The sequence below is a fragment of the candidate division KSB1 bacterium genome, assembly GCA_034506395.1.
Lineage (GTDB): Bacteria > Zhuqueibacterota > Zhuqueibacteria > Thermofontimicrobiales > Thermofontimicrobiaceae > Thermofontimicrobium.
The window spans coordinates 20696-44281 of sequence record JAPDPQ010000009.1 but is presented as its reverse complement, the minus strand read 5'-3'; the positions used below and the strand labels follow the sequence as shown (position 1 = coordinate 44281).

The 23586-nt window shown below is 45.2% G+C and carries 17 protein-coding genes; 9 read left to right on the top strand and 8 right to left on the bottom strand.

The features are described from left to right. The first annotated feature begins 110 nt into the window (after positions 1-110). Positions 111-1415: an ABC transporter permease gene (locus tag ONB37_07805; protein ID MDZ7400049.1), complete on the top strand. Its 1305-nt coding sequence runs from the start codon at positions 111-113 to the stop codon at positions 1413-1415. A 167-nt stretch (positions 1416-1582) separates the two neighbouring features. Here the strand turns inward: ONB37_07805 and ONB37_07800 are convergent, their stop codons facing one another. The 5 genes from ONB37_07800 to ONB37_07780 form a co-directional block, all read right to left on the bottom strand. After that, positions 1583-2569: a tetratricopeptide repeat protein gene (locus tag ONB37_07800; protein ID MDZ7400048.1), complete on the bottom strand. Its 987-nt coding sequence runs from the start codon at positions 2567-2569 to the stop codon at positions 1583-1585. Positions 2570-2676: 107 nt separating this feature from the next. After that, positions 2677-4341, bottom strand: coding sequence for a dipeptidase (locus tag ONB37_07795; protein MDZ7400047.1), 1665 nt, complete (start codon positions 4339-4341; stop codon positions 2677-2679). A 315-nt stretch (positions 4342-4656) separates the two neighbouring features. Then, entirely contained in the window at positions 4657-5142 is a 486-nt protein-coding gene (locus ONB37_07790; protein MDZ7400046.1) for a hypothetical protein, read from the bottom strand. Between the two features lie 275 nt (positions 5143-5417). Then, positions 5418-6578 (bottom strand): nicotinate phosphoribosyltransferase, encoded by a 1161-nt coding sequence (locus tag ONB37_07785; protein MDZ7400045.1) that lies wholly within the window; start codon positions 6576-6578, stop codon positions 5418-5420. 93 nt (positions 6579-6671) lie between these two features. After that, positions 6672-8669, bottom strand: a complete 1998-nt coding sequence (locus ONB37_07780) for a S8 family serine peptidase (protein ID MDZ7400044.1) — start codon at positions 8667-8669, stop codon at positions 6672-6674. A gap of 296 nt (positions 8670-8965) precedes the next feature. Between ONB37_07780 and priA the strand changes: the two genes are divergently transcribed. From priA to ONB37_07740, 8 genes are all read left to right on the top strand, one after another. Next, the gene (gene priA / locus ONB37_07775) at positions 8966-11467 is read left to right on the top strand and encodes a primosomal protein N' (protein MDZ7400043.1); all 2502 of its coding nucleotides are present in this window, start codon (positions 8966-8968) and stop codon (positions 11465-11467) included. Between the two features lie 109 nt (positions 11468-11576). Continuing rightward, entirely contained in the window at positions 11577-12320 is a 744-nt protein-coding gene (locus tag ONB37_07770) for a metallophosphatase family protein (GenBank protein ID MDZ7400042.1), read from the top strand. Positions 12321-12506: 186 nt separating this feature from the next. After that, on the top strand, positions 12507-13016 hold the full coding sequence (locus ONB37_07765) for a roadblock/LC7 domain-containing protein (protein MDZ7400041.1): 510 nt from the start codon (positions 12507-12509) through the stop codon (positions 13014-13016). A 61-nt stretch (positions 13017-13077) separates the two neighbouring features. Continuing rightward, positions 13078-13674, top strand: coding sequence for a GTPase domain-containing protein (locus ONB37_07760; GenBank protein ID MDZ7400040.1), 597 nt, complete (start codon positions 13078-13080; stop codon positions 13672-13674). A 23-nt stretch (positions 13675-13697) separates the two neighbouring features. Continuing rightward, complete coding sequence (locus ONB37_07755; GenBank protein ID MDZ7400039.1) at positions 13698-14081, top strand: hypothetical protein; 384 nt, start codon at positions 13698-13700, stop codon at positions 14079-14081. 298 nt (positions 14082-14379) lie between these two features. Continuing rightward, complete coding sequence (locus ONB37_07750; GenBank protein ID MDZ7400038.1) at positions 14380-15723, top strand: MFS transporter; 1344 nt, start codon at positions 14380-14382, stop codon at positions 15721-15723. Between the two features lie 529 nt (positions 15724-16252). Continuing rightward, a complete protein-coding gene (locus ONB37_07745; protein MDZ7400037.1) occupies positions 16253-16807 on the top strand; it encodes a hypothetical protein in 555 nt (184 codons plus the stop codon). A gap of 202 nt (positions 16808-17009) precedes the next feature. Further along, the gene (locus ONB37_07740; protein ID MDZ7400036.1) at positions 17010-19820 is read left to right on the top strand and encodes a fused MFS/spermidine synthase; all 2811 of its coding nucleotides are present in this window, start codon (positions 17010-17012) and stop codon (positions 19818-19820) included. A 135-nt stretch (positions 19821-19955) separates the two neighbouring features. Here ONB37_07740 and ONB37_07735 read toward each other — a convergent pair whose 3' ends face one another. The 3 genes from ONB37_07735 to ONB37_07725 form a co-directional block, all read right to left on the bottom strand. Continuing rightward, the gene (locus tag ONB37_07735; GenBank protein ID MDZ7400035.1) at positions 19956-20657 is read right to left on the bottom strand and encodes a DUF2461 domain-containing protein; all 702 of its coding nucleotides are present in this window, start codon (positions 20655-20657) and stop codon (positions 19956-19958) included. A 198-nt stretch (positions 20658-20855) separates the two neighbouring features. After that, on the bottom strand, positions 20856-21713 hold the full coding sequence (locus tag ONB37_07730; protein MDZ7400034.1) for a bifunctional methionine sulfoxide reductase B/A protein: 858 nt from the start codon (positions 21711-21713) through the stop codon (positions 20856-20858). Positions 21714-22200: 487 nt separating this feature from the next. After that, complete coding sequence (locus ONB37_07725; GenBank protein ID MDZ7400033.1) at positions 22201-23052, bottom strand: pirin family protein; 852 nt, start codon at positions 23050-23052, stop codon at positions 22201-22203. Positions 23053-23586: the final 534 nt, after the last annotated feature.

The window sequence follows — 23586 nt, the reverse complement described above, 5'->3', positions numbered from 1 at the left end:
AAAACAGATCAATCGATGGTATTTTTCTTATGCACCTGTTGCATCACGCCCTGTTTATTTGGTAGCATAAAATCATTTCAGCAGGGTAGCAAAAATGTGCGGAGGTCAAGATGTTAACCAAAAAAGTCATGCCCATTATTGGCAGAGAATTTTTAACGCGCGCAAGGACCAAGGGTTTTATCATCGGCACATTGATTTTCCCTCTCATGTTGATTTTAATCTTTGGTGGGATTTTTCTCTTTTCGGTGCTCTTTAAACCCGCCAGTCGTACGTATTACGTTGTAGATCAAACTGGAAAGATTTTTGAAGAGCTCGTTCGGCAGTTACCCGATACGCTCAAGAATGGACAATTGAAATACCAGTTCATCAAACAGGATGTCCCTGCTTCGCAGCTCGACCAAGCGATGGCAAATTATCAAAAATTGGTGATGGAAAATAAGATTGATGGGTATCTGATCATACCAGAAGACATCGTGCAATCCCGAGAGGTGCGATATTCGGCCAAAAGCGTCAGTGATTTTGAACAACAAAGCGATTTCGAACGGGCCTTATCTCGGATCGTCACCAATATCCGATTGGAGAACATCGGGCTGTCGTCCGAGGTGATCCGGCGGGAAATGGCACAGGGAAATGTGCGTCTGGTGAGTCGCCAGATTACAGAGAGTGGAGAAATCGAAAAAAGTGGCGTGTCGAGTTTTGTATTAACCTATTTTCTCACTTATATCATGTTCCTCATGATCATAATTTATGGTGCCATGCTAATGCGCAGTGTTATCGAAGAAAAGAGCCAACGGATCACTGAAACGATCATTTCATCTGTTAAGCCAGTCGAGTTGATGGTGGGCAAAATTATCGGCATTTGCGGGTTAGGTTTGGTCCAATTAATTTTAATGGGCCTGATTATCCTGGCGATCGTTCATTTTGGAGAATCTCTGTTTGTCAAAATGGGGGTTAATATTCCAGAACTGTTCCGAGTATTAAAGCAAATTCATTTCTCGCCAGCAGTGTTTATTTTCATGGTGCTCTTTTTCCTGCTTGGCTTTATTTTCTATTCAACCCTGTTTGCCGCCGTTGGGGCTATGGTTACGACCGAGGACGAGGGCCAACAATATCAGATGCCTCTGGCATTTCTTATAATGATCAGCTATTTTATCATGTTTTCAGTGGCCAAAAACCCCGAGACACCGATGGCCCTTTGGACCTCGCTGATCCCATTTTTCACCCCGCTGTTAATGTTCACGCGCATTGCCGTGAGCGATCCAGTTTTTCCCTCTGGGGCGATTGTTTCGATTGTCACCATGATACTTTCGATCGGCATCATGGTCTGGCTGGTAGCCAAGATTTACCGAGTGGGAATTCTTATGTATGGCAAGAAAGCGAGCATTAAAGAAGCGATCAAATGGATTCAATATTAATCGCTGATTCAAAAAGATTGATCAATCGCATAGTGGAGTGAAAATCATGTGGAGCACTGGCCAGGTTTGGCCCGTTTCCAATTTCCGAAATCTGACCAGTGTTAAGGCTATTGAAAAATTTTATTCGACCTAAGCAATGGTTATATCCTGAGACCAATACGAACATTTCATCTCTCGATTGCTTGCAGCGCCTTTTTAGCGGGCTCGAAATTTGGATCCAATGCCAATGCTTCTCGATATTCAGCGGCTGCTTGCTGTTTATTGCCCTTCAATTTGTAAAGATGTCCCAGTTGAAGCCGAGCGAACGCCAGTGATGGCTGCTCGGTGGAAGGCTCGCTTTTCAAATATTGTTTGAGATGCTCCTCACCCTGATCGAGTTTTTGCTCTGCGAGGACCGCCAGCCAGCCCAGATAAAAGTGAGCCGTCACCTCTTCAGCTCGTCTGGCCAATAGTTGTTCCATCACTAACCAGGCTTGGTCCCACTGTTTGTTTCTTGCGTAAAGGAAAGCTAATTGATAGTAGGCTTGTGGGTCGTCAGGCTTATCTTCCATGGCAGCGCGGAACTCCTGCTCTGCCAACTCGTAGCGTTCGTTCGCCGCATGAACTATGCCGAAGGCCAAATGTCCCTGATATTCATTCCGTTGTTTAATCTGTGCAGCCTGTTCCCCAGCGGCCTCTTTGCTGCCGCCGATAATGCCTGGGGCAAAAGCATAGAACTGAAGCAACGCCATCCTTGCCGCGAGATTGTCTGGATTCAATTGCACTGCCCGTTCGAACGCAGTTTTGATCTGTCGAGCCGCCGCTGCTTTTCTCAATAGACCAACCCGCTGAGCCTTGATCGCATAGGCCCGGCCCAGCCAGAAATGATAATTTGAATTGTTCGGTTCCGATGATATCGCACGCTCCAACCAGTCGATCGCCTTTTCATGATTCCCTTCCCGAATGTAAATCCTTCCAAGATGGTAGGCAATAACAGGTTCTGTCATTTTGCCAGCCGCGAGCGATTCAAATACTTGCTTGGCCTCAGCATATTTTTTGGAATTAAAATACTGGATCCCTTGCTCAACTCCATTAGTTTGGGCAATGGCTGGTGGCAGATGTGTTGGGGCAATGATCAATAATAAACAAAAAAATGCACTAACAAAATTGTTCATTTCAAGCTCCACAAGTTCATTTCATCAATGGAAGTATTTTCAACCCATGCCGACTTCTATCAATTAGCAAGTCAGGCATTACCATGGCAAAAAACCGTTCTACCCGTTCAATGACATACCTGGCGAAAAACTCTAAGATAATTTTCGCCTAAAATTTTTTTCACATCTGAGTTGGAATAGCCATGTTTTAGCAGTGCCATGGTCAGGTCGGGAAATTTCGATACATTCTCCAGTCCGACCGGTGTGGTCTCGATCCCGTCGAAATCCGAGCCCAAAGCGACATGATCGACACCGACCAATTTGACGATGTGGTCAATATGCTTGATGACAGTGCTGATGTCGACCCGTCCGTATGGGGTAAGAAACGGGGGATAGAAAACAACTCCAATCACGCCACCGGTACTGGCTATTGCTCGGATCTGGTCGTCGTATAAATTGCGATAATGATCGTTCAACGCTCGAGCACCAGAATGCGATGCAATAATCGGATTTTTTGTTATGGCGATAATATCTTCGATCGTCTTGATGCCCACATGGGAAACATCGATGATCACTCCCAGCGAGTCCAACGTACGGATCACTTGTTTACCAAATTCTGATAAGCCTCGGGTCCGCGTCCGGCTATCTCGGGCCGAAGTCGCCCAATCGGTGCTGTTGTTCCAAGTGATGGTCATGTAGCGCATGCCACGCTGATATAATTGCTTCAGTTTGTTCAAGTCATTTTCGATGGCATGTCCACCTTCGACAACCAATACTCCTGCGAGTTTTCCTTGCTCACAGATCTGGATAATTTCATCCGCAGTTTTTGCCTGGGCGATGAGATGAGAGTTGAGCGCCACTTGCCGGTCAAAGGCATCGAAAAACTGGAGCGCTTTCTGATAAGCCACGTTCAAATAGCGATCTGGATCTACCCAGGCCACAAACATCTGAGCGTCTACTCCTCCGTCGAAAAATCTGGGGAGATCGGAATGATTGTAGCTGTGTCGCACACCTAATTGATAGCCAGAGTCAACCACCTTTTCCAGCACATCATTATGGAGGTCGATCACCAGCGCTTTGCGATGCAGCCAATCCAATTGTATCAAGATCGGTAATTCATTGGGGAGTGTGACTTCAACTGAATCTGGCTCATAACCGAGTTTGGTTGCTTTGATCTTGGCTGTGAGATTCCCTGGTTTTTCCAGCCATGGGTCGTTGCTATCCTCCGCCATCGATCTGATATCTCCCAAGCCGCCTTGGCCGTGATCCAATTGCAGCATCTTTCGTGTGAGCCGCTGATGGTTCATTTCAAGCGAATAAAATAGAAAACCGGGCACTCCTTTAGCCGACCAATCAACATAGTAGCGTCCGCGATTCAAAAAAATGGTCCGCTCATCCAATAGTTGTCCCAAGACATTATATACCCGCAGGGTCACTTGTCCCGCTTGATAGATTGAAAAATTGATCCGAGTTGTCGGACTGCCAGATTGATTTGAAAACGGGTTCGGATAATTCTGATCTAATGCAAAGGAGCTGGGTATTGGAACAGATGGGGGAGCGACGCCAGTGGTTTGAAAACGAAAGTTCCATGAACCATCTTGGCCGCTGAGAACGCTCTCAGTCCTCTGAAGCACAGGGATGTCGATCGTCACCAAAACCGAATCCAAAGGAACACCACTGTACCGGTCTTGAATCGTGCCATAAATTGTGATCTCCTCCCCAATGACAGGAATGCAAAGGAAAAGGGTGATGAGAACCGTCAACCAGATGCTGAGTTGATGAATTAAACGCATGCTTATCCCCTGTAACTTGAAAAGCATAATGGTTCTTGAAATTCGATGCAGAATCAAGCATCTTGATCAAAAATGAATTGGTTTGCCCGCCGATTTTTCGAAACACAGTGCGCTGCAAATAAAGAGCTAAGTGGCTCAGGTGGAGCAATGGCTGTCAAATCGCCCTTTTTGGGTTAATAAGTCGATTTATCAACCAATTGATCCTCTTCCCAGTGAAAGTGGGACCGTGATGAAGTAATTTTTAAGGATCGATCGCTCCAAGCACTTTTTAACTAAGTACAGGTTCGCTCATCCAAACATGTGATGTTCGCTGGATTAAAATTTGCGACCGTAAATCAGCTCCAATCCGATTGGGGCCACTTTTGTCCGAGCTTGCTTGAGAAAATAAGCAATCCAGAGCCGCGATTGAACGCTTTGTTCATTGTCCAATTGATAGCTTACCCCTGGATTGATTAGTATCATCGGCAGGAACTTTCGTTTTTCGGGATCGGGTGGGCTAGCCAGCATCATGAATTCTGCACCAAGGGTTGGCTGCCATTTTCTATTGCCCCCTTCCCACTGATAGCCCGCTGCTAGGCCGTAAGGCAACCCTTTTTCTGGTGCCAGATAAAATGTCGCTTGCACTCCCTGATGCGCATCCCAAAAATAACAATAACCAATCCCTAAGAGCAAATGGCCGCTGAGCGTCAATGACATCTGAACCCGATGGTTTAAATGATCATTGGCCAACAGAGCATTGGAGCCGATTTGCAACATCAATAACGCAATCGCTCCATTCAGAATAAATTGGGCGACTTTCATTTTGATCCATCCCTCTTTTAAAGATATTAATTCGTTTTTATGTTAGCCTTTTGATTTTTGCACGATATAACCATGGGCAACCAAAATATCCAGCTAGACCGAAAGAGAAAAAACGATGATCGGCTGGCGAAGTGAATCCTCAGCCAAGCTCCAGGCTTTGCATTGCAGAAAAATCGTTTGCAAGCCAACTTGAGGTCAATTTAAATGATATCTGTGATGTCATCTTCTTTAATCTCCATTTTTAAACCAAAAATGAGGGAGCAAAGCTAACCCACTTACAATTTGACATGCGCCAATTGACTTAGCACGTAATTTCGGATCTCATGCACCGAAGGATACTTTGTTGCCAATTGGCCCTTTTCGATCAAAGGTTTCAACATGGCTTCATACGGCTGACCACAAGAACAAACGGGAGTTGGCGTTGAATGATGCGGAATGACAATTGTTTGAAAGCAAACTGGACAACGGAAGACCAATTTTTTGCCTGATGGTTTACCGCGCTTCGCAATTGGTTCGCCTTCAATAGCGACGATATCCAAAGCAAAATCCAATACCGGGGCGCTGGAGATCGCAGTGCCAACACCGTAGGCGTCGACCACTTCGTTGAGGGTTAAAATTTTATATTCATCAATGCCCCCAGAGACTAAGATTTTGATGTTGTGAAATCCCCGCAAATCCAATTCCCAACGGACCTCTTTGAGAATGCTCAAAAAATCCCCACGGCGATTGCTTGGGGTATCGAGCCGGATGCCGAACAGATCGGGGCCCAGAGCATGGGCCACATTGACGGCTTCAAATTTTTCATCGAGAAACGTGTCCACCAAAGCCACCCGCTTTACTTTCTTGTCAATGATTTCGTTGAAAGCTTTCACGGCTGCGACGGTATCGCCCATAATCAGAATGAGCGCATGGGGGATAGTGCCACTGGGTTGCAGACCTAACAGTTCAGCGCTTTTCATGACGGCCACGCCATCACACCCGCCAACATAAGCGTTTCGCTCGACCATTGGAGCAATGCTGGGGTGCATGCGACGGGCGCCGAATGAGATAAGTTGTTTTTCACCAGCGGCAATGCGACATCGTGCAGCTTTTGTGGCGATCCCAGACGCCTGGCATAAAAAGCCCAATAAGGCGGTCTCGTAAATACCAAACTCCAGATATGCGCCCTCAATCACCATCAATGGTTGATGCGTCCCAAAAATTGTCCCCTCGGGCATCGCCCAAACATCGATATTTAATCCAGCCAAAATTTCCAGACTCTCTTCCACACCAGACCAAATCCCCCATTGATATTCGTCAGGAAATTTTTTGAGCACAATCTCTGCAGTGACATGTTTGTTAATGTTCAAAGTTTCAAGTACCTGCCGAGTTCGGTCGAAATATACATCACATACTCGGCCCTTTTTGATCTCTTCTAATGTGGCAATTTGTAACATTTCAAATTTTCCCCTCTGGCTAATCAAAGAATATTTGCATCCAATAGCCTATGATGATGTCATGAGAGACAAATTTTCAATTCATCGTTAAGCTTACTTTTTGATTTCTCTCAAAAGGACCATCCGCTTCATGGCAGAAAAAGCGCCAGCCCGCAAACGAACGAAATAGATCCCCGAGCTAACCAACCTACCTTGATCATCCCGGCCATCCCACTCTTTTTGGTAATAAAAGGGATGCAAGAATTCGTCGACCAATTTCCGCACTTGTTGACCCCGAAGGTTGTAAATGATCAGCGTCACTGGTGCTGGCGCATGAAGGTCGTAGCGAATTGTTGTTGTACTGGCAAATGGATTCGGATAATTTTGATGCAATCGGAAGTGCTGCGGAGGCTCGATCCGGGTAATGGATGAATCAAATGCGATAAAGGAGAAATATTCCTCTGGTGCGCGATGAGGATGATACTTGAAATCCCCAGATTCGTTTGCCGCCGAAAAATAGAATTTGACCTCAGTGCCAAAAGGTGCAAAGGGGATCCATGCTTGGTATTCTTGGGGTTCCTGCGTCGGCTCGAGTGGAATTGGAGTAAATGGTTGGTCCAGAATTGAATAATAGAGGTACAGGGCATCCGTTTTCAAATTGGCTTTGGAAAAAATTTGAATTTTGATCAGATGGCCTGTTTGTTCGTTGGCGAAAATTTTCGGTTTGGAACTGAAAAATAAGCCATGATAGAAGATGGCCTCGTAGGCATTTACCAAGCCCCAGCCGTAATCATTATCTGGATTTTGGGCGCGGTCGGCAGTTTCTCGCAAAGCGTCTCTCACCTCAAACGGCGTTAGGTAGGGATGGGCTTGCAATATAAGGGCCGCGACACCGGCAACCAACGGACTGGAAAGCGAGGTACCGCTCACTCCCCGATAATCACTGAGGGTGTTGGGTTGCGCTGAAATAACGTTAGCGCCCATTGCGACAACGTCAGGTTTGATGCGACCATCATAAGTCGGGCCGCGGGAACTGAAACCGACCAGTTCTCCAGTGTTATAAACAGCACCGACAGATATCACATGAAAACCATCTGCCGGGGCCATCATATGGCGCCACAGGCTGGTTCCCTCATTCCCATTGCTATTTACGACTACTACTCCTTTCAGAACTGCGCGATCGGCCGCAAGCGTGGTGACGGCGGTCTTTCCGTTCATATCCTCGTAATTGTACCAATCGTTATACCCCAACGAGCTGTTGACCACATCAGCGCCCATCGCCTCGAGCCATTCGATGCCAGCCACCCAATAATCTTCTTCAATGCGGGTCTCAGAACGAACATCCTCGGTCTTTGCCAGCAGAAAAGATGCCCCATAAGCTGGACCGATGAGGCGGCCTTCTTGAAAGCCGCCCAAGGCCGATAACGTATAGGTTCCGTGGAAATGCTGGCTGGAAGCATCGTTGTCATCGATCTCATTCTGGGTAGTGCTGTCGTTGTTGATGAAATCATATTCCGCAATGACTTTCATTTTTGAGAAGGCCTCGTGCTGTTTATAGTCGAAGCCAGTATCCAGCATGCCGACAATCACACCGCTCCCATCCAAGCCCAAATCATGAACCTCTGGCACATGCATGATCTGATTTTGATCCAGCGATGGGCCGTAATCCAACCGATGCTCGGCTGCCTTTACCAAGGATTTCGCTGGGGTAATTTGAGGCAGCTTTAGCTTAAAACTGATAACCGGTTGGATGTGTCGGACAAAATTGAGCTTTTTCGCTTGAGCAATCTGATCTGGGGTCATACGAGCACTCATTGCATTGAGCCAGCGCGATTGGACAATGGGCCGAATGCCAAGGGCAGCCAATTGTTCTAAATAGGAAGCATATATTGGTAAATCATCCTCTCCGACCAGATCTTGCTGATGCATCATTTTGGCGCGTCGCTCAAGGGCTCGCCTCGAGAGATACTGTTTTGCGCTGATGATCTGAGTCTGTTTTTCATGAATTAAATTTCCCTTATCTCGAAAAAATATCCAAAATTTCTCTTGACTAAAAACAATTTGAGGGGTGATCAAAATCCCCAGAACGACAAAGAGCCATCTATTTCTCATATTTTTTCCCTATTTCTGTCAGTGAAAACGGGTTGAACCCGATTATTTATCGGTTGAAATTTACATTAATAACAACTTGCTTGACCTTTCCGTTCCATTTTTTCTTCACATGGTCTGAAATCTCCCATTGAAGTTTTTGCTTTTGCACTGTCTGACCGGCCCAAGAGGGAGATGTTTCGTTTATTATGGTGCAATTTCAGTTTTTATCCGCAGGGGCGTAAGCTATGGACCAAATTTTCGATTGCAAATTACTATTATTTTTTTTAACTTCACATTGAAATCCAAGATTTGCTTTGATGGTGTTAGCACTTTTGAATGACATGAAATTTGCCGAAATAGCCGTTCCTGTCCCAATTCATCAGACCTATACATATCAGATCCCAGAGGATTTTCAAGCGAGTATTTGCCCTGGCTATCGGGTCATTGTCCCGCTGGGACAGCGTAAGATCACCGGGTACGTCGTTGCGCTATTAGATGAGTGTGACCGGAGCGATTTAAAGCCGATCGATGATCTATTGGATGATGGGCCTGCGCTCCAGCCGGACCTGCTGCTCCTTGCTCGCTGGATCTCGGATTACTATATCTGTCCCTTGGGAGAAGCCATCAAAGCGATGCTGCCAAGCGGGATCAATGTTGAATCTCAGATTATCATTACGCTCCAGAAAAACCATGATGAAATTCAAGACTACCTGCGAGAAAATCATGTGCCGACCCAGGCTCAGATCCTTCATCAGCTCATGGAAACTGGATCGCTGAGCATCGAAGAGCTTCGAAAGAGGGTACGTCGTTCCGGATTAAATTATTCTATCAATCGTCTGGTCGAAAATGGGCTGGTAACCCGCTCCCTTGAGTTGACGAAGCCGTCTATCCGACCCAAGTTTGAATCCTGGATTCGGATCGGTATGGGCTATAGCGATCCGATCAGGGTACAGGAGGTCCAAAACAAGTTGACCCAAAAGAATCCTCGGGAATGGGAAGTATTCCGATCAGTTCTCGCTGTCGGGGAAATTGCTCGGCGAGATCTCGCGGCCCAATTAGGCGCGGATGGCAAAACCATCAATCGGCTGATTAAGCTGGGTTATTTGGAGAAGTTTCAAAAGGAAGTCGTTCGTTTGTACTATTCAACCTCGGCTGAGACGATTGCCCAGCCTATTCAACTGAACGAGTACCAACAAAGAGCGCTTCAGCCCATTATTGATGCGATTGATCGCGGCGAATATCGAACTTTTCTCATTCATGGGGTCACTGGCAGTGGTAAAACCCAAGTTTATATCGAGGCGCTAAAACATGCCATTGCAAGGGGCAAAACTGGGATCGTGCTGGTGCCCGAAATTTCGCTCACTCCTCAGACGGTGAGCCGTTTTACTGCAAATTTCCCGGATCAGGTGGCAGTGCTTCATAGCCGAATGTCCCCGGGAGAGCGGTTCGATTCATGGCGTCGGTTGAAGCGCGGCGAGCTGAAAATCGCCATCGGTCCGCGCTCTGCCATTTTCGCCCCGCTCGAAAATTTAGGGATGATCATCGTCGATGAAGAACATGAACCTACCTATAAGCAAATGGACAATCCGCCGCTGTACCATGCCCGAGATGTGGCCGTGTATCGCGGGCTATTGAATCAGACTGTGGTCATCTTGGGGTCGGCAACCCCTTCCCTGGAATCTTATTTCAATGCGATACGAGGAAAATATCAGCTTCTTGAGCTGCCGCAGCGCATCGACGATATTCCCTTGCCCCAGGTGACGATCATCGACATGCTGCAACAGCGCAAACTTTTTCCTGGAAAAAATATCTCAATTTTCTCCAAGCCATTACAAGAGAAGATCCTTGAAAAACTCAAACTGAATCAGCAGATCATTTTGTTGCAGAATCGGCGCGGTTTCTCGACCAGCATTAAATGCAAAGACTGTGGCTTTATCGAACGATGCCCGCATTGCAACATTACTTTGACCTACCACTTGAGTAATCGATCGGTGCGGTGCCATTATTGTAATTTTACTAAGCGCGCGCCAGATCGTTGTCCCCAGTGTGGCGGCATCGATATTCTGTTTCAAGGGATTGGCACGCAGCGTGTCGAGCAAGAGATCCGGCAGGCTTTTCCTGAAGCGCGAGTCATTCGAATGGATTTGGATACGACGACACGAAAGTTTTCGCACGACAAAATTTTGAGGGATTTTGGCTCAGGAAAATACAATATTCTGCTCGGTACGCAGATGGTCGCCAAAGGTCTTGATTTTCAGAATGTGACTTTGGTCGGCGTGATTTCAGCCGATACCAGCCTGCTATTTCCTGATTTTCGTGCCTCAGAACGAACTTTTCAACTATTGACCCAGGTGGCGGGCCGCGCTGGTCGTAAGAATATCGTTGGCGAAGTTTATATTCAAACCTATTGTCCTGATAACCTCAGCCTGAAATTCGCCCAACAGCATGATTTCAAGCGATTTTTTCTGTCCGAGTTGCCAGTCCGGAAAGAGCTAAACTATCCGCCATTTGGACGGCTGGTCCATATTTTATTTAGTGGGGAAAACGCGCTTGACGTTCAAAATGGCGCGGAGGAGTTCCATCAAACTTTGCACATCCCAGATGCCCTGGGAAAAATTTTGGGTCCAATCCCAGCGCCCCTGACGAAGCTCAAGAACAAATATCGCTGGCATATGATCATCAAAGTTAACAAAGCCCAGGATCCAAAGGGTGAGCAACTGAGAGGGATACTGCTTGAAGCGCTCAATCGATTCAGGGCTCAGTCGCATCCCAAAGGTATCAAACTCCAGATCAACGTCGATCCGATTTCGTTGTTATGAAAGTTATTTTCTTGACAAAAGCAAAATTATTCTTGCATCAGAGCGAATTATCAGTTATATTTAAGCGACTTAAAAGTGCAAGCCGAACAGCCGAGGGAGGAGTTACTGATTGCGCTATGCCATCATTTCGGACATTCATAGCAACCTGGAAGCGCTCCAGGCGGTGCTGAAAGCGATAGAAAGCCTAAATATTGACCAGATCATCTGCCTCGGCGACATCGTTGGGTATGGTCCCGACCCGAATCAATGTCTTGAACTGGTGAGGAAAAAGTGTGAGCTGATCCTTGCGGGGAATCATGATTTTGCCTGTATTGATAGTTCTGAACTGGAAAATTTCACCCAATATGCCAAAGCAGCGATCGAGTGGACAGTGCCGAAACTAACACTCGAAAGCTTTCGGCAGTTGGCAGCCTTGCCGTTGACCGGGGAGATTGAAAGCTGTTATCTGGTCCATGCCAATCCGGGAGATCCCCGATCATGGGATTATATCCTGACGCTAAGTGATGCCAGGTATTACTTTTCCCAATACCCGAAGGAATTTCAAATTTGTTTTATCGGTCATTCTCATCGACCCATTATCTTTCTGGAACAGATGGGGCAAGATTGGCCCCACTATCATATTTATACGTCAGCACGTTTGGAATTGGAACCGCAGCATCGCTATATCATTAATGTCGGAAGCGTAGGTCAGCCGCGGGATGGTAATCCTGCGGCTGCGTTTGGAATTTTAGACACCGCACTGCAACTATTTGAGGAACAGCGGGTGCCCTACGATGTTAACAGAACCTATCAAAAAATCATCTCGGCGGGGTTGCCCGAGTTCTTAGCCGATCGGTTATTAGTTGGAAGATAAACTGCATAGGCTTCTGCAATATGCACCGATATTGAACAGATGCAACTCACATCAGTCGATGCGGGATCGTTTGCATCTCACGAATCATCTCATAAAAAATGCCTGCATTCGCATCGATGATAGCAGAAGTGTGAATTGCATCGATTTTGCAGAAACCTAGAGAACTGTAATCAATGGAGCATTCCGATGGACCTAGGACATGGAGATAACGGACAATCGATCGTTTTGTCCGGAGAAATGTACAAGTCGATTTCTGAAATTTTATCAGAATTAGCGGCCAAGACGCGAGCACGCGCCATCATTTTCTCTGATATGAACGGCCATCCGATCACCCAGCGCGGCTCTGCGACGGAGATCAATGTCAGCACAATGGCTGCATTAGCCGCAGGTGGATTCGCTGCCACCGCTGAAATCGCCAAACTCATCGGCGAAAAGAAACAATTCAAGTATATCTTCCATGAGGGAGAAAACTATAACGTTTATTTCTCCAATGTCGGAGACAATTTTTTATTGGTCTTGGTTTTTGGGTCCCAAACTGCGCTGGGCATGATCCGGATTTATACCAAGCGCGCGATTGACTCGCTCTGCCAACTAATTTATGCCGCGAAGGAGGAAGAACAAAAAGCCACCCAATTTCTGGATATCGATTTCAACAAATATCTCAACGAAGAACTTGATCGTGCTTTTAAAATTTAGTCAACCGTTCAGTCGTATCACTCATTCGAGGAAATACCGCGCCAGTTCGGCTTAATATGTTATGTTTATCAATTTGGCTCAGCAGGAAATAACATTAAAAATTGTATATTATGGTCCGGGTTTAAGTGGTAAAACAACCAACCTGCAGTATATCTATGATCATATCAATCCTTCACTCCGAAGCGATTTGATCACGCTCAAAACCAGGGAAGAACGAACGCTGTTTTTTGATTTCCTACAATTGGAATTCGGCAAAGTGTTGGGGAAAAAACCACGATTCAATCTTTATACCGTCCCAGGCCAAGTATACTATCGCCATAGCCGCAAGGTGATCCTATCCGGCGTGGATGGCCTGGTATTTGTGGCAGACTCCCAATTAGGTCGGATGGATGATAACTTGGAAGCGCTTTATGATTTAGAGCAGAATCTTATCGCCTTAGGACAGACGTTACAGCATATTCCATTTGTCATTCAATTTAATAAATGGGATGTACCCAACAAGTATGATCTGGAGACCCTTCAGCAGCGGATCAACTTTTATCAAGTGCCCTATTTCAAAGGCATTGCAACGCGCGGTGTTGGGGTTTTCGAAACACTCAAAACCATTATCAATTTGATTATCCAGCATATTCAGCAGGTTCATCAGCCCGTTTATTAGTTTTAGTTAAGGACAAAGATGTCATGAACAAAGATCTCGCGCCACAGGAACAAATCGAAAATTTCATGAAAGAAGTGGTCACGCTTGGCAATTATGAGATGGCCTATTTGTTATCTCAGGAAGGATTGCTGTTAGCCCAAAGCAAATCTGCCGAGGTTATTCCAGAAGATCGCCTGGTGGAGATGGCGATCTTGTTTCAAGAAATCCAGAAAATGGCGGATGTCATGGCCGGCATTGATGAAATTAAAGAATTGACAATTGAGGGCGCCAACAAGCGTAAGATTATTTTTCGTCTCTTCAACGCCTTTGGACAGACCGTAACCCTGGTCCTGATCATTTCTCCAGGAAGAAGCTATCGAGGTCTAACCAATCGATTGGTGCGACTTATCCAGAAGGTTTCGGATTAGCGCTTGATATTGTCGATTTTTTTTCGTAATATTACGCCGCAACCTGATTGTGTAACCGGGATTTGCGGCTTTTTTATTGCAAAAAGATTTGGGTGAGATTGACAATTTAGGCCCGAAAAAATCATGTTGTTTATCTTCATCATTATCCCAAAACATTTGAACAGCCGAGATGGTCTGTGGCCAATATTTTTGCTATCAAAGCTCTCAAAATGCTTTGATAATTGCTGGAATAGTGTACCATAGCCCTCTGATGCGCGCTGAGCTATAAAGAACTGAAATTGGAAAACCTGTATTGTCCATGAAAATAGAACCGACAGCTCATACCCTCACGGGTCTAGTTTCTCATCCGAAGCGATATCGAACGGCAATCAATGCCTGGTGCATGTACGATTGGGCTGATTCGGCTTTTGCCACCACCATAATGGCCGCGCTGTTTCCACCATTTTATCGTTCGCTGGTCACCAATGCCGGTCTCGCCGAAAACCAGGCAACTGCCTATTGGGGCTACACCACATCCATCGCACTGATCGCTGTGGCGCTGATTGCCCCGATTTTGGGAGCGATCGCCGATCATACCGGTGGAAAGAAGCGATATATCGCTTTATTCGTAGCGATTGGAGTCATCGCCACTGCATCATTCGTCTTTATTGGAAGCAATACCTGGTTGCTCGGTTCATTGCTTTATAGTTTGGGGAATTTTGGCTTTGCTGCTGCAAATATCTTTTATGAATCGCTGTTACCTCATCTGGCTCAGAAAAATGATATCGATCAAATTTCCACCCGAGGTTATGCCTTCGGTTATATCGGTGGCGGGATCTTGCTGATCGTAAACGCACTCTGGATCGCCAAATATCAATGGTTCGGTATGCCAGACATCGGCTTTGCCCTGCGGGCATCTTTCTTCAGTGTAGCCGTTTGGTGGGCGCTGTTTTCAATTCCGCTATTTCGTCATGTCCCTGAGCCCCCCGTATCTCGAACCCATCACCTCTCGCGAAACGTCATCGTTATCGGATTCTCACGGCTGGCCGCCACATATAAAGAAATCTCGCGATATAAACAGTTGCTCATTTTTCTCATTGCATTTTGGTTGTATAATGATGGCATTAATACCATCATCAAAATGGCAACAGCCTATGGAGACGAACTCGGCATACGCGTGGCGGATATGACACTGGCGCTAATCTTAACTCAGTTCGTTGGCGTTCCATTTTCCTTTCTCTTTGGCAAATTGGCTCAAAAAATCACTGCCAAATTTTCGATCCTGCTAGCGCTCAGCGTGTATTTGCTTATCAGCATCGGCGGCTTTTTCATGCAAAATGCGCTGCATTTCTATATGCTTGCGTTTTTAGTGGGAACTGTCCAAGGTGGAAGCCAGGCCTTGAGCCGGTCGTTGTATGGTAGTATGGTTCCAAAGCACAAAACTGCTGAGTTCTTCGGCTTTTTCAGCACCAGCTCTAAATTCGCTGGCATCGCAGGTCCTTTGTTGTTCGGCCTTGTCAGCCAAATCTCAGGCGCCAGCCGATTAAGCATCTTGTCGTTAATCGGATTTTTCTTGCTTGGTGGCGTTATCTTGTTGAGGGTGAATGTCCAGGAAGGAATTGTAGCCGCGCGCAACTCTGAGATTGCCCATGATATGGATTAATCATCGCTCGGGACTGACCTCCAAAGGAAATCATTTTCCCCCAAACTTATCTCTTGTCCTCTAATTTGGATTTTTCGTTTCGAATAAAATCATTGATCGCTATCTGTATTTGACTCGCTGTTCTTATCCTACCATTTCACTTGATACGAACACCTATCAGGCGAGGGGAAGCGCTTGAGATTGTTCATCAATTACAATTCAAAATTTCCCTTGGCGCGTTCAATTTTATCCGATCCCTGATCAATTGAACTTGGCATCAATACAAATTGCAATTTTAAAATGAGATTTCAAATTGAAAGTCGATTATATAAATTGCGATGATGATTGTACTAAACTTGAGACAGTGTATCTTGAGTGAACCCGAATTTTAAGATGAAGCGCCTTTCCATTGCATTAGGGTAATTGCACATATTCATATTTATAAGCAAATTAATTAGCGCATATCATAATGGCACAGGAATTGCGTAATCAAATGATAGATGTAACCTAAATCGCAAATTGGATGATACCATGATGAAAGGATAAAGCCATGAGGTCGAAATTATTCATAATTGCAGCGATAGTTGCTTTGATCTTCGCTTGCAACGATTCTGCAAATACAGCTCCGAAAAATGAATTGACCATGCGGTTTATTAAGGTATTGAATATTAACTCTCGAACCAATGTTTTTGAGCGAGTTCCAGGCGAAACGCAAATCACTCCGCTGTTCATTCGCTCGTCCAAAAAAGGCGATATTGATCTGACGATGCTCATTGCCTATGACGAGCGCGTGACGAAATTAGCTCAGCAGATTCTTAATAAGCCAGTGACACCGCTTATTTTTTCAGTTTCCACTATGCCATTTGTGAATGACAATTTTGCACCTGAGAGCCTGGTATTCGAACAAAACGGGAGAAAATGGTCTCCCAGCAATCATCCCGAAAGCAATGATATGTTCCCAATTGATGATGACGTTCCGTTCGGCGGCCCCATCTCCGATACTCAGATCCATCAAGGCGTGATTTTGCTCCCAAGTTATTTTGATATGAGCTCGCCCATAGAAATCAATTACAAGACATTCAGGAAAATGTGTCTCTTGAAATAAATTCCCCCTTAAACAGTGCCCAAACAATGCGATGTTCTCGGAATCAAGTCTTCGATGAGGGCATCGCTTTTTTATTTTGAATTTTAGCGGAAAATTTGTAAATTGCCAGCAAACACAGATCTACTGATTCAGCTAACGCATACCTATGATTCCCGATAGAAATTGGTTTCGTCGTACAATTGTTCGCAAGATTATCATCATTTTGTTTTGGATTGTTGGACTTAGCGCTTCTATCACAATTGCAGTTTGGATCCGGCAATGCGAGCTATTGTTCGGTGATCCACTGTTTAATAGCATCGCCGTGCTATGCACTTTTCTCATCGGGATGAGTGCTGGTAGCTACCTTTGTGGCAGATGGATCGATCAAAAACGCAATGAGCTCCATAAATTTTTCTGGATCGTCTTGCTGATTGGCGTTTATTTGCTGCTTTCGTTCCCGATTTTCAAATTATTGGCGGGCTTTAATAAATTAATATTTCATCAATTCGCAGCCAATAGTCAGGCTTTGCTTGTTTTGAACACAGTATCCATTTTTGCCACTTTCATCCTTCCCGCAATTTTTATAGGTAGCCTCTTCCCGATCCTTGGTCGCTTTCTCATCCAGACATCGGATCGGGCCAGCAGGGAAATCGGGAATCTTTACGGTCTCTTTGCTTTTGGTGTCGCTATTGGTTGTGTCTTGATACTATTGCTCCTATTTCCAGTGATCGGGATCCAGCGGTCTTTATTGTTTGCTGCCATGCTTTATCTTCTCTGTGCAGGAACTATCAAATTTATTTTGAAACAAATTGATCCAACCATTCATATCGAGACTGAGTTCTATAACCAACAACTAAAGCATCTTGCCCGGGTCAATTCATCTCGGTCCCCGTTCTTGAAACGTTCAGTCATGTTCAGTATCGCAGTTTTCGGTTTTTTTTCCAGTTCTTATTTGTTCATCTGGCATAGATGTCTCATGCTCATCGCTGGTGATAACAGTGCAGCCATTTATGTATCGCTCACTATCTTTTTTGTTGGCTTGATGTTGGGCGCCTTTTTTTATCCGCGTTTCTTGGAAAGAAATAATCTCTATTCTGTATTTGGACACATCCAAATCATTATTGGCACATTCGCAATCATTTCGATCCCTTTGCTCTGGCAGATACCAACCATTAATCAAAGATTATTTGAGCCGCTTATTGTTTCACAAAGCTGGCTGGCGATTTTGCTGATCCAAGTCTATGACGCATCGCTCATTCTCTTAACTCCAACCATCTTTATGGGGATGGCGATCCCATTGATCTTCAAAATCTATCTTACAGATTATGAACGCCGAGGCAGAAGTTTTGGGACGATCTTTTCGGCAAACGTCTTCGGGGCAGCCGTTGGTCTTCTGATAACCCCTTTGCTCTTGATCCAATTGACTGGTACCCAAAATACTTTAATTTTTCTCGCGCTGCTGAACTTGCTAATCGGTTTGGTGGTGTTGCTACTGACCTCAATTCGATACGGGAATCTGCTGCGGACCGCCATTGCCTTTGGAATTGCATCCTTAATGCTCATCTTGATATCGATCGTCCCATTCAATCTTATCGGTCGGTTAATTGGAAGTCATTTTCCAGAAGAGCAAATCGTGTATGTCAAAGAGAGTCCTAGAAATGCTGTTGCGATTGCTCATCATCGTTCCCAACCGCAAATGTCGATGATACTCAATGCGGTTAAGATCGCAGAAACAAGCAAAGAATCTGCCTCTATTCAACGGCTGTGCGGCCAATTGCCCATGCTCCTTCATAAAAATCCTGAATCAGTGCTAGTGCTTGGCTTCAGAAATGGAGAAACCATTGCGAATGTGCTAAACAATTCGGTCCGTGAGGTCGATTGTTTAGAATTTCGAACTGATGTTGTTTCTACAGCCGCAGTCATTAACAGCGATCGTTATAGCCTTAAAGATCATCCCAATTTGAAGATCCTTCCGATCGATGGGAGATATTATCTGGCGCAATCGCATAAAAAATATGACATCATCATTAATGAAATTGCTCATCCAGCGTTTAATGGAAATGCCCGCTTTTTCTCATTAGAACATTTTCAGGGTTGCAAGAGACATCTTAAACCTGGCGGCATCGTGTGCGGTGTTATTCCCCTGTTCAAAATTTCGATCGAAGATTTCAAAGCAATACTTGGAACATTCCTAACAGTGTTCCACACAGCGTCCCTCTGGTATCCAAATAATTATTTGGCCCAATATGCGATTGTAATCGGCAGTTCTGATGCGAACTTCAAAATTGATTATCAAAGGGTCAGTAATGGTGTCAATCAACCAGCCGTGATGCTTGAGCTTGCAGCGGCTGGAATTGATAATAGCTATGAAATTTTTGATTCATTTATATGGGGGAGCAAGATCTGCCATGAAATCACCGAGGGCGTTCGACTTCAGCGGGACGCGATGCCGTATCTCGAATTCTCCTGCGCTAAAACCAGTGATACTCGAAAAAATTGGGGTCAAATTTTGCAGCTCTTGGCCAACTATCGGGAGCCAATTTTTCCGTATCTCAGCAATATCGAGCCAATAGGAGAATCAAAAGAGATGGTTCGATTAATTTTAGATAATTATTACAAAAGCACCGAGCTGGCGTTGCGGGCTTCTATTTTTGAGCTTCTTGGGGATACTACCACCGCTCTATTGTTGTATCGAAAAGCTTATGTCTTAAATCGTTTTGACCGAGCCTCAAAACGGTTCTTTGATTCATATTTCGATCCCATGCTGATTGATTCCGCTAGCACAGCCGCAGATTATCTTCAGAATGCGACTATTCTCTATCAAAAAATGGAATATGAAGAATCTATTTCGCAACTCCTTAAAGCATTGGAACTGAATCCCAACTATGCACCTGCCTTTTTCGGATTAGGCATCAATTATGAAGCGATGGGAGAAGTCAGAAAAGCGCGGGAGATGTATTTAAAAACGTTGCGACTCAAACCCAATCTTTTAGAAGCCAAGAGCCGCCTGGATTCTTTGGTAGTGGGAAATTAATAGACCAACTTGCAGCTAAGCTCATTTTCAAAGTTAGTTTTCAAAATTGATGCCAACTCCAATTAATTTGTCATTCTGAATCTTAGCAGTTGTTCGCTCAATTTCTCATTTTTGCCCAGTCGAGCAAATGCTTAATCAACATGCTATCCCAATGGCATTGGCTAAAAACTCCATGAAAGGCTTCGCTATCTGACAGATCTCGGCATAGCGCTCGATGAAATCGCTGCGGCAGGCCTCCTCTTCGCTCAATTCGGCAAAGAGATAGAACTCCTTCATCTTGATCACTTCGATCAGCGGGTGCTGGGGATCATAACCTCTGGGTGCGGTCTTGAGTTTATCCCCCTCCAGCGTGAAAGTCGCTGCCAATTTTTTATCAGCAAAAATTTGCTGCCAACGATCGGGATGGGCGACGATGGCATCCCGAATTTTGCCCAGTGTCTCCGCATCGGGCTGCCAGACGCCGATGGCGGTAAACACATTTTCAGGTTCGAGCTGTAGATAGAAGCCAGGCGCATGGGCATCCCTGGCGCTCTCGTGGCGAAATTGAATTCCTGCGTGGGTTTTGTAGGGGCTTTTGTCAGGCGAGAAACGAATATCCCGATAAATGCGAAACAGCGAGCCACCGACCTTGCGGGGATCGGCCTCGAAATGCGGGCTGATTTTAGCCAGATAAGGCGCAAAATCGGCGATGAACCTCAGCAGCGGCTCTCGCACTACCGACTCGTAGCGTTCCTTGTTCTCCTCAAACCAGATGCGGTCATTGTTTCTTTTTAATTCTCTAAAAAAATCGAACAGCGCTGGTGTGATGTAGGGAGAAAAATTGTCTTTAACGCTCATTTTGATTCATTCTTTTTTGATCTTGATCCAGCTTCAAATTCTCAATATTCAAAGGACAAATCACAAATAAATTTCAATGATCAAAATTGGAAATTCCAAACAAGTTTGGCTCATTGAAATTTTGGAACTGAAAATTATTTGGAATTTGCTTTTTGTGATTTGGTATTTCATCCGTTGGGTTATTCCGATTCTTCGGAGCTAAAACCTTTTCACATAGCCATGACAATACGGATGATGTCCCGTCTTTTGATAATACGATTGGTGGTATTTCTCCGCCTCCCAGAACGTACCCGCTTTGGTCACTCGAGTGGCTACTTTGTAGCCTTTGTCCTTCAAAATCTTGATCAGCTTCTCGGCAATTTGCTTCTGTTCATCGTTCACGTAAAAAATCTCGGAGCGGTATTGCTCGCCAATATCGGGCCCCTGGCGATTGACCTGGGTGGGATCGTGAATTTCAAAAAAGAGTCGAGCTAACGTCTCGTAATTTGTTTGGCTGGGATCGAACACCACCTCCATGGTCTCTGCATGACCTGTATTGCCTTTGCAAACATCTTCGTAGGTCGGATTTTTCAAATGCCCGCCCATGTAGCCCACTCGGGTGGAAATCACACCTTTCTCTTTTTGAAAAAAATATTCCACGCCCCAGAAACAACCACCTGCAAAATAGGCCTTTTCAGTGCTTCCACTCGTTCTATCATCGGCTGGAATGAAGTTCAACGAGATCGAATTAACGCAATGGCGGGTATTTTTAGGCGTGAATCCTTCGCCATAAAATACATGACCTAGATGCCCGCCACAATTGGCGCAGACGATCTCGGTCCGAATGCCATCGGCATCTGGCACCCGTCTGACCGCACCAGGAATTTCGTCATCAAAGCTGGGCCAGCCGCACCCCGAATCGAATTTGTCCTCGGAACGGTACAGTGGTGCCCCGCATTGCTTGCACGTATAAGTGCCTTTTACTTTATGATTGTAATACTTGCCCGTAAAGGGCATCTCTGTCCCCTTGTGAAGAATGACCCGCTGCTCTTCTGGAGTCAATTGATTGTACTTCATCTGATTATCCTGTTTCGTTTTGTCCTGTGAAATAAACCCGATCGTGGCTGCCGCCGCGACCAGAATCGTGATTGAAATAATGATTGCTTTCATTTTATCCCCTTCCTTTGTTGGTGAGACGGCAAACGTGAGAAGTGCGCTTTCTAAGGTTCAAAGCACTCATCCAAATAACCGTTAATAAGCTTCCAACGGATTTATTAAAAAATCGTACAAATTTAGCCAACTGAAGGAACGTGTCATTTCGAGCGCAGCGAGAAATCTTTCTTGAGAACATCTTTCATGATTCCGCGGTCTTTTGCTAGTAAAGATTCCTCCCTTCGGTTGGAATGACAGGCTGCGGTTCAAGTAGCTAAATTCTTACAAAAAATCTTTCATCAATTGGGTTGTTTCTATCCGTTGGAAAAAAATTATCTCATCTTTAAAAAACCAATGAAGTCACTTAATCTCAATGTTGTCATTTCATACCTCACATCTGCCGTTTGCCATCTCACGTTTTGATAAACGTCCCGTTCCGATACTCCTGAAACGCTATCATCAGCTCCTCATCGGTATTCATTACAATTGGTCCCCGCCAGGCGATGGGCTCGTTCAGTGGCTTGCCTGAGACAAATAGAAATCGAACGGCATCAGATTTGGTCTGAACCTTCACGCTGTCGCCCTGATCAAAGACCACCAGATGATCGGCTTTGATGGCATCTTTTTTGTCGGGATCGAAAATGCCGCTGCCTTCGAAGACAAAGGCAAATGTCTTATAATCGGGCTTCGTAGCGATTTCAAATTCGGCATTCGGCGCTATGGCGACATCGAAATATTCGGTATCCACCACCAAATCCTGAACAGGGCCCCTGGCTCCATTCAATTGCCCTGCGATGATTTTGATTTTCACCTTCGGATTGGGGGAGAACTCTGGAATGGTTTCGCTCCTTACATCCCGATAACGAGGCGCCATCATTTTGTGCGACCTCGGCAGATTGACCCAGAGCTGAAATCCCCGCATTTCCCCCTCAAAGCGTTTCGGCATTTCCTGATGAATAATACCGCTCCCCGCTGTCATCCACTGCACATCGCCCGAATAGATCACGCCCCTATTGCCAAGACTATCGCCGTGCTCCACCTCGCCCGCCAGCATGTACGTCACTGTTTCGATGCCCCGATGCGGATGCCAGGGGAAGCCAGCGATGTAATCCTCGGGATTGGCGGAGCCGAAATGATCCAGCAACAAAAATGGATCGAGCAATGGCTTTTCATAATAGCCGAACACCCGTTTCAGCTTCACCCCAGCCCCTTCGAGGGTGGGCTTGCTTCTGATGATGTGATTGATTTTTCGAATTGCGTTCATGATTTTAATCCTTAAAATTTTTAGTCAATTTCAAAACGCAAACCCTTTCAAAGGTTCAAAATCTTTGAAAAGGTTGGACAGGCCATTTACTACTAAGAGCATTAAGTAGTTTACATCGAAGAGTCATTTCGACCGAAGGGAGAAATCTGTAAATTCAATAGTCACTTCAAAGCCAGACGCCTCTCCTCCATCTGGCGGATTGGAATGACATTTCAATAGTAAACTATAATATGCTCCCCGTGATAAATTTTACTTGAGCCGTGGGATCTTCTTCATAAAAAATCTCATGCCCGTCGACCCATTTTCCATTTTGCAAATATTGGGACTTGCTATGCATTCGGCCATCGGGCGGCCTCTCGCCATCGCTGCTTATTTAATTTCTATTAGATCAAAATTAGTTTTAATATTAAAACATAAATTAAACGTCCCTTTTTCTTGATTGCTCCCTCAGAACTAGAATCCCACAGAAAAAATATTCCACAAATTCATAAGATCTTCCCGAGACATTTTATCTCAATGCAATCACCACAAATT